The sequence below is a fragment of the Pseudomonas sp. BYT-1 genome (genome assembly GCF_023611805.1).
GTDB lineage: Bacteria > Pseudomonadota > Gammaproteobacteria > Pseudomonadales > Pseudomonadaceae > Aquipseudomonas > Aquipseudomonas guariconensis.
This window is the reverse complement of the sequence record NZ_CP072559.1, coordinates 5043646-5056916: the sequence shown is the minus strand read 5'-3', so window position 1 is coordinate 5056916 and position 13271 is coordinate 5043646. Positions and strand designations below refer to the sequence as shown.

Below are 13271 nucleotides of genomic sequence, written 5' to 3'. Positions count from 1 at the left end.
CCTAATAGTATTTGTCCGTGACGGCCATGCGCATCGGCCGTCCTTGCCCAGACGAGCGTGTAGATGAAGCGAATGCGTTGCCTGTTGGTTATCGGCTGGTTGCTGCTGCCCTTGATCGCCTTGGCAAGGCCCGCGCCTGAGCCTTCGGTGGTGTTGGAGCCGGCTCAGCAGCAATGGCTGGATGACCATCGCAACCTGCGGGTCGGCCTGGTGCTGCAGGCGCCCTATGCCCAGTTCGATCGTCGGCTGCAGCAGTTCTATGGTGCCAATGTCGAGATCGTGAATGCGCTGGCGCGGCTGCTCAGGCTGGACCTGACGTGGCGCAACTTCCCGGATCAGGCAGCACTCGAACATGCCCTGCAAGCCGGTGAGATCGATTTCGCGCCCGGTCTGACCCAGACCCCGGCCAGCTTGCGCCTCTGGTCGTTCAGCGATCCCTACATGCGTGTGCCGCAAATGGTCGTCGGGCTGCGCACCGGAGCGGTGGCGGTCGAGCTGGAAAACCTGGGCGCCAACGACCGGGTGGCGGTGCGCATGCCCAGCGCCTTGGCCGATTACCTGCGGGCCAACTACGTCAACCTCAACCTGCAGGGCGTGCCCAACGAGCGCCAGGCCCTGCAATTGGTGCTGGGTGGCCAGGCCAGTTTCGCGGTCATGGATGAAGCACGCCTGAGCGGGTTGTCTCGGGAAAGCGAGTTCGGCGAACTGGCGGTGGTCGGTGACATTGGCCTGCCGCAACTGCTTCGGGTCGGCTCGCGGCGCGACTGGCCGATCCTGGCCGATGTCCTGGAGCGCGGCTTGCAGGGCATTCCTGCCAAGGAGCTGGAACAGCTGCACCAGCGCTGGCTGCAACCGAAATACCCACGGCTGAGCGACACCGCAGGCTTCTGGCAGAACCTGGCGTCGTTGTTCGGCCTGTTGCTCATCTGTGCAGTGGTCACGCTGCTCTGGCAACGGCGTCAGCAGCACCAGCTTGAGCGCAACCTGCTGGCCACGCGGGAAACCCTGGCCGAACGCCAGACGCGCGAAGAGGCGCTGCGCCTAAGCCAGTTTTCCATCGACCAGAGCACGGTCGGCATTCTCTGGGTCAACTGGGACAGCCATGTGCGCTACGCCAACCACGCCGCCGAGCGCATGCTCGGCAGGGGTGAGGGCGAGTTGCTGGACCGGCCGCTGATCGACTTCGAGCCCAACCTGCACATGGACCGCTGGTTGCAGTTGTGGAAACGCGTGCGCACCGGCGATGGAGGGGTCGAGCCGTTCGAGACCCAATGCCTGCGCAGCGACGGCAGCCTGTTACCGGTGGAGCTGTCGCTGAGCTTTCTGCGTTTTCGCGATGCCGAGTACCTGGTGATGTTCATCACCGACATTACCGAGCGCCGCCGCGCCCTGGCGGCGTTGCGCGAAAGCGACGCCCGGCTCAAGGGCATCGCAGGCAACGTCCCTGGGCTGGTGTTCCGTCTGGAGCGCGATCCGGCCGAAGGTGATCTGGAGTTTCCGTACATCAGTGAGGGCAGCGAAGCGCTGGTTGGCTATGCGCCAGCCCAGATCCAGCAACCGGACATGGGCCTTCGCAACTTGGTCCATCCCGAGGACCGTGCCGATTACCACCGGGTCCAGGACTTGGCACTGGCCACCGACCAAGACTGGTCCTGGCAGGGGCGGATCCTCACCCGTCAGGGCGAACAGCGCTGGGCCGACATCAAGGCCAGCACCCGGCGCCTGGCCGACGGCCGGGTGGTGTGGGACGGCATTGTCTGGGACATCACCCAGAGCAAGCGGGTCGAGCTGGAGCTGGCGCGGTCCCAGGAGCAGTTACGTGAGCTCTCGGCGCACTTGGAGAGCGTGCGTGAAGAGGAAAAAGCGCGGATTGCCCGGGAAGTCCATGATGAACTGGGGCAGATGCTCACCGTGCTCAAGCTCGAAGTGTCCATGTGCGAGCTGGCCTATGCCCAACTCGACCCTGGCCTGAATGAGCGTCTGGACAGCATGAAGCGCCTGATCGCGCAGTTGTTCCAGCTGGTGCGCGACGTGGCCACGGCCTTGCGTCCGCCGATCCTCGATGCCGGCATCGCCTCGGCCATCGAATGGCAGGCACGGCGCTTCGAGGCGCGTACGCAGATTCCCTGTCTGGTCCAGGTGCCGGACAATCTGCCAGCATTGAGTGACGCCAAGGCCACCGGCCTGTTCCGGATCCTGCAGGAGGCACTGACCAATGTCATGCGCCACGCCCAGGCCCATACCGTGCAGATCGAGCTGGCGCGCGAGGAGGGCTGTCTGCGCATGACGGTCATCGACGATGGTGTGGGGTTCAGCTGCGATCAGGCCAGGCCAACGTCCTTCGGCCTGGTGGGCGTGCGCGAGCGGGTCCTGATGCTGGGCGGCGGCATGACGCTGGACAGCGAGCCGGGTGAAGGTTGTAGCCTGAGTGTGACCATTCCGTTGGGGTAGGGGAGAACGACTGTGATACGCGTGCTAGTGGCCGAAGACCACACGATTGTCCGCGAGGGCATCAAACAGCTGATCGGCCTGGCCAAGGACATGCAGGTGGTGGGCGAAGCCGGCAACGGCGAGCAACTGCTCGAGACCCTGCGTCATACGCCCTGTGAGGTGGTGCTGCTGGATATTTCCATGCCTGGGGTGAACGGCCTGGAGGCGATCCCGCGTATTCGGGCGCAGCACAACCCGCCCTCGATCCTGATGCTGTCCATGCATGACGAAGCGCAGATGGCCGCCCGAGCCCTGAAGGCCGGCGCCGCAGGCTATGCCACCAAGGACAGCGACCCGGCCCTACTGCTCACCGCTATCCGGCGGGTGGCCGCTGGCGGACGCTACATCGACCCGGCGCTGGCGGACCGCATGGTCTTCGAGGTCGGTCTGACCGAGACCCGGCCCTTGCATACGCTGCTGTCGGAGCGCGAGTTCTCGGTATTCGAACGCCTTGCCCAAGGCGCCAACGTCAACGATATCGCCCAGCAGCTGGCGCTCTCGAGCAAGACCATCAGCACCCACAAGGCGCGCTTGATGCAGAAGCTCAAGGTGAACTCCCTGGCGGAGCTGGTGAAGTACGCGATGGAGCACAAGCTGGTGTGAGTGTTCTGGTTGCGACAGCTGTGCTCTTATGCCCGGCCCTTCGCTTGTGGGAGCGGGTTTGCCCATGAAAGGGCTGGGCCTGCGATTCGCGTTGCCTGGGCTGATCTCGTCGGGGGTATAGCCGCTCCCAGAGCGGGGGATGCTGGGCTGGCGCACTGTCCCAATCCCGCCACTCTTGTAGGGATCGCCCTACAACAAATCTTCCATCCGGATGATGGCATTCTCTCAGCACCCCCGATTTTCCCGGGCTTGCGCCTTCTCTAGTCTTTGCCTACGCAGTCATTCCAACAAGAAGGTGCAGGCATGAGCGAGGCGAATTCGAACGCTGCCACCGGCGAGATCCTGGTCAGCTTCCGCGGTGTGCAGAAAAGCTACGACGGCGAATCGCTGATCGTCAAAGACCTCAACCTGGACATCCGCAAGGGTGAGTTCCTGACCCTGCTCGGTCCGTCCGGCTCGGGCAAGACCACCAGCCTGATGATGCTGGCCGGTTTCGAGACTCCTACCGCGGGTGAAATCCAGCTGGCCGGGCGCTCGATCAACAACGTGCCGCCGCACAAGCGTGACATCGGCATGGTGTTCCAGAACTACGCGCTGTTCCCGCACATGACCGTGGAGGAGAACCTGGCGTTTCCTCTGACCGTGCGCAACCTCAGCAAGACCGACATCAGCGAGCGGGTCAAGCGCGTGCTGACGATGGTCCAGCTCGATGCTTTCGCCAAGCGCTACCCGGGCCAGTTGTCCGGTGGCCAGCAGCAGCGTGTGGCCCTGGCCCGCGCACTGGTGTTCGAGCCGCAATTGGTGTTGATGGACGAGCCGCTCGGCGCGCTGGACAAACAGCTGCGTGAACACATGCAGATGGAGATCAAGCACATCCACCAGCGTCTGGGCGTGACCGTGGTCTACGTGACCCACGACCAGGGCGAGGCGCTGACCATGTCCGACCGGGTAGCGGTATTCCACCAAGGCGAGATCCAGCAGATCGCCCCGCCGCGCACCCTCTACGAAGAGCCACGCAATACCTTCGTGGCCAACTTCATCGGCGAGAACAATCGCCTCAACGGCACCTTGCTGTCCCGTGATGGCGAACGCTGCCAGGTTCAGCTGGCCCGTGGGGAGCGGGTCGAGGCCTTGGCGGTGAACGTCGGCGAGGCGGGTGATCCTGTGACCTTGTCGATCCGCCCCGAGCGCGTGCGCCTAAACGGGCACAGTGAAAGTTGCGTCAATCGCTTCTCCGGCCGCGTAGCCGAATTCATCTACCTGGGCGACCACGTGCGGGTTCGCCTGGAAGTCTGCGGCAAGGGTGACTTCTTCGTGAAGCAGCCGATCGCCGAACTCGACCCGGCCCTGGCTGTGGGCGATGTGGTACCGCTTGGCTGGGAGGTGGAGCACGCCCGCGCGCTCGATCCGATTGCCGAAGCCCATTGATGGTTTGCTTCACCAACCCTTAACTGTGGAGAGAACAATAATGCACAAGCAGTTGAAACTGACCGCCCTGGCCCTCGGCTTGTTCGCCGCCGGCCAAGCCCTGGCTGCGGATCTGACCGTGGTGTCCTTCGGCGGTGCCAACAAGGCTGCCCAGGTCAAGGCGTTCTATGAGCCATGGGAGAAGGCAGGCAAAGGCAAGATTGTCGCCGGTGAATACAACGGCGAGATGGCCAAGGTCAAAGCCATGGTCGACACCAACAGTGTCTCCTGGAACCTGGTGGAAGTGGAGTCGCCGGAACTGGCCCGCGGTTGCGACGAGGGCATGTTCGAGGAGCTGGACCCGGCCTTGTTCGGCAACGAGGCCGACTACGTGCCGGGCGCCATCCAGCCGTGCGGCGTGGGCTTCTTCGTGTGGTCCACGGTGCTGGCCTACAACGCCGACAAGCTCAAGACCGCACCTACCAGCTGGGCTGACTTCTGGGATACTCAGAAATTCCCGGGCAAGCGTGGACTGCGCAAGGGCGCCAAGTACACCCTTGAGTTCGCCCTGATGGCCGACGGCGTGGCGCCCAAGGATGTGTACAAGGTGCTGGGCACCAAAGAAGGCCAGGATCGCGCCTTCAAGAAACTCGACCAGATCAAGCCAAGCATCCAGTGGTGGGAGGCGGGCGCCCAGCCGCCACAGTATCTTGCCTCCGGTGACGTAGTCATGAGCTCGGCCTACAACGGCCGGATCGCCGCGGTGCAGAAAGAGAGCAACCTCAAGGTCGTCTGGAACGGCGGCATCTACGACTTCGACGCCTGGGCCATCCCGAAAGGCGCCAAGGATACCGATCTGGCGAAGAAGTTCATCGCCTTCAGCGTCCAGCCCGAGCAGCAGAAGACCTACTCCGAGAACATCGCCTACGGCCCGGCCAATACCAAGGCTGTCAGCCTGCTGTCGGACACGGTGAAGAAGGACATGCCGACCACGCCTGAGAACATCGCCAACCAGGTGCAGATCGACGTGGCCTTCTGGGCCGACAACAGCGAGCAGCTGGAGCAACGCTTCAACGCTTGGGCGGCGAAGAAGTAAGCCGCGTTGACGGAGCGCCGGCCTTTAAGGCGGCGCTCATCGTTCCCCAGATTTTCGGAGTTCGCCATGGCCATTGCAGTGCCCCTGAACGAAGGCGCAGGTAAAAGCCTCAAGCAGCGCCTCAAGCATGCCGAGCGGGTCAACCGTTGGAAGGCGCAGGCGTTGATCGCGCCGCTGGCGCTGTTCCTGTTGCTGGTGTTTCTGGTGCCGATTGCGGCACTGCTGTACAAGAGCGTCGGCAACCCCGAGGTGGTCAACGGCCTGCCGCGCACCGTCGAGGCCATCGCGCAATGGGATGGCAAGGGCCTGCCGGGCGAGGACGTGTACAAGGTGCTCAGCCAGGACCTGGCGGAGTCACGCAAGAAACAGACCCTGGGCGATCTCTCCAAACGCCTGAACATGGAGTTGGCCGGCTACCGCAGCCTGCTGGCGAAGACTGCACGGGCGTTGCCGTTCAAGGCCGAGCCTAGTTCTTATAAAGATGCCCTGCAGACGCTCGACGAGCGCTGGGGCGACCCTGCGTACTGGCAGGCGATCCGTCGCAATACCAGTGCAGTGACACCGTTCTACCTTCTGGCGGCGCTGGACCATCGCATCGACGACCTGGGCGAACTGGCCAAGGCCACGCCAGACCAGGCCATCTATCTGGACATCTTCACCCGAACCCTTTGGATGGGGGTGGTCATCACCGCAATCTGCCTGGTGCTGGCCTACCCGTTGGCCTACCTGCTGGCCAACCTGCCGACCCGGCAGAGCAATTTGCTGATGATCCTGGTGCTGCTGCCGTTCTGGACCTCGATCCTGGTGCGGGTGGCTGCTTGGATCGTGCTGTTGCAGTCCGGTGGCTTGATCAACAGTGCGTTGATGGCGATGGGCATCATCGATGAGCCGCTGGAGTTGGTGTTCAACCGCACCGGTGTGTACATCGCCATGGTGCACATCCTGCTGCCGTTCATGATCCTGCCGCTGTACAGCGTCATGAAAGGTATCTCGCCCAGCTATATGCGTGCGGCGATCTCCCTGGGCTGCCATCCGTTCGCCAGCTTCTGGCGCGTGTACTTCCCGCAGACCTATGCGGGTGTGGGGGCCGGTTGCCTGTTGGTGTTCATCATCTCCATCGGCTACTACATCACCCCGGCGCTGCTGGGCAGCCCGAACGACCAAATGGTCAGCTACTTCGTGGCCTTCTACACCAACACCAGTATCAACTGGGGCATGGCTACCGCCCTGGGCGGACTGTTGCTGCTGGCCACCGTCGTGCTGTACCTGATCTATAGCTGGCTGGTCGGCGCCAGCCGCCTGCGCCTGAGCTGAGGAGCCCTGTCATGCTGAGCCCTTACATGTCGCCCGTGGAGCGGGTCTGGTTCTACAGCCTGCGTATTCTCTGCGGTTTGATTCTGTTGTTCTTGGTGTTGCCGGTGCTGGTGATCGTGCCGTTGTCATTCAACAGCGGCAGCTTCCTGGTGTACCCATTGCAAGGCTTCTCGCTGCACTGGTACCAGGACTTCTTCGCCTCGGCCGAATGGATGCGATCACTCAAGAACAGCATCATCGTCGCCCCGGCCGCCACCGTGCTGGCGATGGTATTCGGCACCCTGGCCGCCATCGGCCTGACCCGCGGGGACTTCCCGGGCAAGTCGTTGGTCATGGCCCTGGTGATTTCGCCGATGGTGGTGCCGGTGGTGATCATTGGTGTGGCCAGCTACTTGTTCTTCGCGCCACTGGGCATGGGCAACAGCTTCGTTTCGTTGATCCTGGTGCATGCGGTGCTGGGCGTGCCCTTTGTCATCATCACGGTGTCGGCCACGCTGCAGGGCTTCAATCAGAACCTGGTGCGGGCTGCCGCCAGTCTCGGTGCCTCGCCGCTGCTTACCTTCCGTCGGGTGACCCTGCCGTTGATTGCCCCAGGTGTGATCTCCGGCGCGCTGTTCGCCTTCGCCACCTCCTTCGACGAAGTGGTGGTGACGCTGTTTTTGGCCGGCCCTGAGCAAGCGACCTTGCCACGGCAGATGTTCAGCGGCATTCGCGAGAACCTCAGCCCGACCATCGCCGCGGCCGCGACCTTGCTGATCGCTTTCTCTGTGGTGCTGTTGCTCACCCTTGAGTGGCTGCGCGGGCGCAGCGAGAAGCTGAGGACACAGCAGCCGACCTGACGGTTCCGAATCAATACCCGCTCTCACAGGGCTACGCTGAAACTGTGGGAGCGGGTTCACCCGCCAAGCGTTTGCACCGCATTGAAGCAACTGGTCGACACCCATTGATACCAATCAGCCTTCATTGGCTTGCCTGAGTTACAATGCGCGCCACCGTGATTTCTGCCAACAGGTGCGCCATGCAGCCCTACGCTATTGCCCCCTCCATCCTCTCCGCCGATTTTGCCCGTCTGGGCGAGGACGTCGACAAGGTGCTGGCCGCCGGGGCCGACATCGTTCACTTCGATGTGATGGACAACCACTACGTGCCCAACCTGACCATCGGCCCGATGGTCTGCAGCGCCCTGCGCAAGTACGGCGTGACCGCGCCGATCGACGTGCACCTGATGGTCAGCCCGGTCGATCGCATCATCGGCGACTTCATCGAGGCAGGCGCCACTTACATCACCTTCCATCCTGAAGCGTCCCAGCACATCGACCGCTCCCTGCAACTGATCCGCGATGGCGGCTGCAAGGCCGGCCTGGTGTTCAACCCGGCCACCAGCCTGGATGCCCTCAAATACGTAATGGACAAGGTCGACATGGTGCTCTTGATGAGCGTCAACCCAGGCTTCGGTGGCCAGAAGTTCATTCCCGGCACCCTCGACAAACTGCGCGAAGCCCGCGCGCTGATCGACGCCAGCGGCCGTGATATCCGCCTGGAGATCGACGGTGGCGTCAACGTCAACAATATCCGCGAAATCGCCGCCGCCGGTGCCGATACCTTCGTGGCCGGCTCGGCGATCTTCAATGCGCCGGACTACCAGGAAGTCATCGGTAAAATGCGCGCCGAACTGGCCCAGGCGCGCCCATGAGCGGCTTCGAGCAGCTGTTCCCGGGAGCGCTGCCAAGGCTGGTGATGTTCGATCTGGATGGCACGTTGATCGATTCGGTCCCTGACCTTGCCGCCGCCGTGGATCGCATGCTGCTCCAGATGGGGCGCCCACCCGCGGGCCTGGAGGCCGTACGCCACTGGGTCGGCAATGGCGCCCAGGTCCTGGTCCGTCGGGCCTTGGCCGGTGGCCTGGACCACGATGCCGTGGACGATGCGTTGGCCGAACAGGGCCTGGCCCTGTTCATGGAGGCCTATGGGCAAAGCCATGACCTGACGGTGATCTACCCCGGTGTACGCGACACCTTGCGCTGGCTGCGCAAGCGCGGCGTGGAAATGGCGCTGATCACCAACAAGCCCGAGCGCTTCGTCGGGCCACTGCTCGATCAGATGAAGATCGGTCGTTATTTCCGCTGGATCATCGGCGGCGACACCCTGCCTCAGAAAAAACCCGATCCGGCCGCGTTGCTGTTCGTCATGAAGATGGCCGGCGTGCGCCCCGAGCAGGCATTGTTCGTGGGCGACTCGCGCAGCGATGTGCTGGCGGCCAAGGCGGCGGGCGTCAAGTGTGTAGGACTGAGCTATGGCTACAACCATGGCCGGCCGATCGACGAGGAGTCGCCCAGCCTGGTCATCGACGATCTGCGTGCCTTGCTGCCAGGTTGCTTAGTCCCGGCCACTGGGATAACGTTGGCGGACCTTCAAGCCTCACAAGACAGAGAGTCCACCGTGGCGGTCATCGGCAAATTCTGGATGAAAGTCATCAAGGCCCTGGCCCGCTGGCGCTGGCGCGCCTGACTTCTGCCCGCCGGCGCCTGCCGGCCCGTCCGCTTGCCCGACCCCATTGCCGCTTGCCACGAGGCTACCCATGACCCGCGAAGAATTCCTGCGCCTGGCCGCTGCCGGCTACAACCGCATTCCCCTGGCCTGCGAAACCCTGGCTGACTTCGACACGCCGCTGTCGATCTACCTGAAGCTTGCCGACCAACCCAACTCCTATTTGCTCGAGTCCGTTCAGGGCGGCGAGAAGTGGGGGCGATATTCGATGATCGGCCTGCCATCGCGCACCGTGCTGCGTGTGCATGGCTACCACGCGAGCGTCCTGCAGGACGGCGTGCAGGTGGAAAGCCATGACGTAGAGGACCCCTTGGCGTTCGTCGAGACCTTCAAGGATCGCTACAAGGTCGCTGACATCCCGGGCCTGCCACGCTTCAACGGTGGTCTGGTCGGTTACTTCGGCTATGACTGCGTGCGTTACGTGGAAAAGCGCCTGGGTGCCTGCCCGAACCCGGACCCGCTGGGTGTACCGGACATCCTGCTGATGGTCTCCGATGCCGTGGTGGTGTTCGATAACCTCGCGGGCAAGATGCACGCGATCGTGCTAGTGGACCCGGCCGAGGAACAGGCTTACGAGCAAGGCCAGGCGCGGCTGCAGGAGCTGCTGGCCAAGCTGCGCGAGCCGATCACCCCGCGTCGCGGCCTGGACCTGAGCGGCCCGCTCGCCGCCGAGCCCGCATTCCGCTCCAGCTATACCCGCGAGGACTACGAGAACGCGGTCGGGCGCATCAAGGAATACATCCTGGCCGGTGACTGCATGCAGGTGGTGCCGTCCCAGCGTATGTCCATCGACTTCAAGGCCGCGCCGATCGACCTTTACCGAGCGCTTCGCTGCTTCAACCCGACGCCTTACATGTATTTCTTCAACTTCGGTGACTTCCATGTGGTGGGCAGCTCGCCAGAAGTGCTGGTGCGTGTCGAGGACAATCTGGTCACCGTGCGACCGATCGCCGGAACCCGTCCACGCGGCGCCACCGAAGAAGCCGACCGGGCACTGGAAGACGATCTGCTGTCCGATGATAAGGAAATCGCCGAGCACCTGATGCTCATCGACCTGGGTCGCAACGATGTGGGCCGGGTATCGTCCACCGGCAGCGTGCGCCTGACCGAGAAAATGGTTATCGAGCGCTACTCCAACGTCATGCACATCGTCTCCAACGTCACAGGTCAACTGCGTGAAGGCCTGACCGCGATGGACGCGCTTCGCGCGATCCTGCCGGCTGGCACCCTGTCGGGCGCCCCAAAGATCCGTGCCATGGAAATCATCGACGAGCTGGAACCGGTCAAGCGTGGCGTCTATGGCGGCGCCGTGGGCTACCTTGCCTGGAATGGCAACATGGACACCGCTATCGCCATCCGCACCGCGGTGATCAAGGACGGCGAGCTGCATGTGCAGGCTGGTGGCGGCATCGTCGCTGACTCGGTACCGGCGCTTGAGTGGGAAGAAACCATCAACAAGCGTCGGGCCATGTTCCGCGCGGTGGCCTTGGCGGAGCAGACGCCACAAGCCTGACGGGCAGTAGATGAGTGAACGGCGCCCTAGTGGCGCCGTTCTTCTTTGGAGGGCCTGTGCGGAGCCTGTTGCGACAGCGGCGCTCAGGCCTGTTTCGCGGGTTCTCGAGTGCTTTTGACGAGTCCGCTGTCCTGCAGGAGCGGGATTACCCACAAAACAGGCAACGGGATCTGCCGCAGGGCGCCAGTTCCGTTCAAAAGTCCAAGCTCAGCGCCAGGCCGACGCCTTGCTGGGTCAGCGCATCGCTCTTGCGCCAATTGTAGTTGCCCCGCAGGTGCACACCGGGCACCAGTTCATGGGTCAGCCCCAGGCTGGCACGGGTCAGGTTGCTGTCCGGCGTGTAGCCGGTGAGTGTGAAGTCATGGGCTGGCAGGCTGGTGAGGTGCAGGCTCAGGTCTTGGCGGTCGTCTTCGAATTCGTGCTCTCGGGCGATTTCGACAAATAACCGGGTACCTGCCGCAAACTGATAGCCACCTTGCAGGCCTATCCCCAGACGCCGCGAGCTGCGTTCCTGGTCATCGTAGGCCAGGGCTGTGGAGCGCCCGCTCTTTTCCTCGTAACCGTCGACCTTGACCCGGGCATAGTCGGCGCTGAGGAAGGGCGACAGCTGCCAGACACTGTGCTCGCTCGCCAGGTTGTAACCCAGCCGGCCGGTGACCGACCACGCCTCGCCATCCGTGTCGCCTTTCTCGCTGCGCTCCCCCACGCCGAGCGCGAAGGTACGCTTGAGGTCGTGATAGTCCAGGTGCCCTGCGGTCAATGCCGCGTCGGCCCACCAGCGGTGCTGGCGATATTGGGCAAAGACCGTGGCGAGATAGCTGTCGAGCTTGTAGTCCGAGTCGTATTCTCCGACCTCGAGCTTCTGCCGGTTCACGCCAGCCGCCAAGCCGATGCGCCACGCGTCGTCGAGGCGGTAGCTGCCGCCCAGGGTCAGGTTGTAACCGCGTCCATCTGCGCTGGCGGCACCGCGCTGGTCGTCGAAGTCGAGGTCCTGAGCGCCCGTGGCGACAAAGGGCTGCCATTGGCCAACGGCCTGCCAGGGTGTCTGCCATTGGTTGCGCAGCTCGTCCTGATGGGCCCGTAGGTTGCCGTGGGCCATTTCCGGCAGTAGCGTCAGCTCCCAGGGTGCAGCAAGGATCGAATAGCCGTAGTCGGCGATCAGTTTCTGACCGGCGATGGTCGGATGCACCGAATCGTTGAACAGCAGTTTGGTGGGATCCGGTGTGATGCCGTTGGCCCCGTACACCGGGTTACCCACGCAGCCTTCGCCGCTGTAGCAGGTGCCGACCAGGTTCTGGCCGGTGGCCAGCCCGAAGTCGGCTGGATTCGCCAAGGCCTCCTGAAGCAGGGCTGGAATGTTCAGAGGGATGATCTGTGCGTCGATCTGGCCGAGCTGGTTCAGCAATGATTGATTGAACACGCCAGACAATTGCGACAGCGGGCCTTCCAATGGCGTGCCGCTGTAGTTGGGTGTCTGCCCCAGATCCGGCAACAGCCAGACCATGATGTAGCGCGCACCACCCTGTTGCAGGGCCTGCGCACTGGCTGCCAGGCGCGCGCCGGCGGCAGCGGCGTCGCCCGGGGTATTGACCAGCCCTTGAAGGAAGTCGTTGCCGCCGCCGGTCAGGTAGTACAAAGCGTTAGGGGCGGCGCGCAAACCATTGGCCAGGTAGCCGTCACGCTCGCGCAGCACCGTACCCGCACCCGGACGTCCCGGCGGGATGATGGTGCGTGAGGTCTCGGTGATCGAGTCGAGTATCTGCTGCGTTGTGTAGCCTCCGACCGCCCAGTTGTTGCCGTCGGGGCGGGTGCCGATGGAAGTGGAGGGGTTGAGCTCGTCGGTGGGTACACCCAGCCGGTTCCCCAGGATCATCGGCGTGACCGGTGCATAGCTGCCATCGGCATTGCGGTTGGTGAAGCGCAGCCCGAACTGTCCGGCATCGCTGAGGCTGTCGCCGAACACGATGAGCGAGGAGTAGGGCGAGGGCGCTGCCATGGCCTGGCTGCAGGAAAGGGCCAGAAGCCCCATCAGGGGACGAATGAAGCGTGTTTTGCGCATTGGAGAAGGTCCTTTTCTTTATTTTTGTCGGAACAGCCCGATTGACCTTAACAAAGCTGAGGGAATTCGATCCAAGTGGATTCGTTTCTCCGTATTTACGGGCATATTGCACCCGCCGGCCCGGTAGGCTACTGTGCCGTGACGTACAAGCGAGACCTACTTCTGTGTTGATCGTCAGCAAACTCTTGATGCGCGTTATCAAGGCCCACGCCCGTTGGCGTTGGCGCGCCTGACTTTATCTC

General features: G+C 63.2%; 10 protein-coding genes. 9 read left to right on the top strand and 1 reads right to left on the bottom strand.

Annotated features, from left to right (window positions below; genetic code table 11):
• Positions 1-63 precede the first annotated feature (63 nt).
• The 9 genes from J5X93_RS23755 (at position 64) to trpE (ending at position 10970) form a co-directional block, all read left to right on the top strand.
• A complete protein-coding gene (locus J5X93_RS23755) occupies positions 64-2451 on the top strand; it encodes a PAS domain-containing sensor histidine kinase (RefSeq protein WP_182816591.1) in 2388 nt (795 codons plus the stop codon).
• A 12-nt stretch (positions 2452-2463) separates the two neighbouring features.
• Entirely contained in the window at positions 2464-3093 is a 630-nt protein-coding gene (locus J5X93_RS23750; RefSeq protein WP_043210412.1) for a response regulator, read from the top strand.
• Positions 3094-3396: 303 nt separating this feature from the next.
• On the top strand, positions 3397-4521 hold the full coding sequence (locus tag J5X93_RS23745) for an ABC transporter ATP-binding protein (protein WP_043210413.1): 1125 nt from the start codon (positions 3397-3399) through the stop codon (positions 4519-4521).
• A 40-nt stretch (positions 4522-4561) separates the two neighbouring features.
• Positions 4562-5596, top strand: coding sequence for an ABC transporter substrate-binding protein (locus tag J5X93_RS23740; RefSeq protein WP_102081039.1), 1035 nt, complete (start codon positions 4562-4564; stop codon positions 5594-5596).
• A 66-nt stretch (positions 5597-5662) separates the two neighbouring features.
• On the top strand, positions 5663-6910 hold the full coding sequence (locus J5X93_RS23735) for an ABC transporter permease (protein WP_043210418.1): 1248 nt from the start codon (positions 5663-5665) through the stop codon (positions 6908-6910).
• A gap of 11 nt (positions 6911-6921) precedes the next feature.
• A complete protein-coding gene (locus J5X93_RS23730) occupies positions 6922-7749 on the top strand; it encodes an ABC transporter permease (RefSeq protein ID WP_043210420.1) in 828 nt (275 codons plus the stop codon).
• A gap of 179 nt (positions 7750-7928) precedes the next feature.
• Positions 7929-8603, top strand: coding sequence for a ribulose-phosphate 3-epimerase (gene rpe / locus J5X93_RS23725; RefSeq protein ID WP_043210423.1), 675 nt, complete (start codon positions 7929-7931; stop codon positions 8601-8603).
• On the top strand, positions 8600-9418 hold the full coding sequence (locus J5X93_RS23720) for a phosphoglycolate phosphatase (RefSeq protein WP_043210424.1): 819 nt from the start codon (positions 8600-8602) through the stop codon (positions 9416-9418). The genes rpe and J5X93_RS23720 overlap by 4 nt, the downstream gene beginning before the upstream one ends.
• A 70-nt stretch (positions 9419-9488) precedes the next feature.
• Positions 9489-10970 (top strand): anthranilate synthase component I, encoded by a 1482-nt coding sequence (gene trpE, locus J5X93_RS23715; RefSeq protein ID WP_043210427.1) that lies wholly within the window; start codon positions 9489-9491, stop codon positions 10968-10970.
• A gap of 193 nt (positions 10971-11163) precedes the next feature.
• Here the strand turns inward: trpE and estP are convergent, their stop codons facing one another.
• Positions 11164-13029, bottom strand: coding sequence for an esterase EstP (estP, locus tag J5X93_RS23710; RefSeq protein ID WP_250034087.1), 1866 nt, complete (start codon positions 13027-13029; stop codon positions 11164-11166).
• Positions 13030-13271 lie beyond the last annotated feature (242 nt).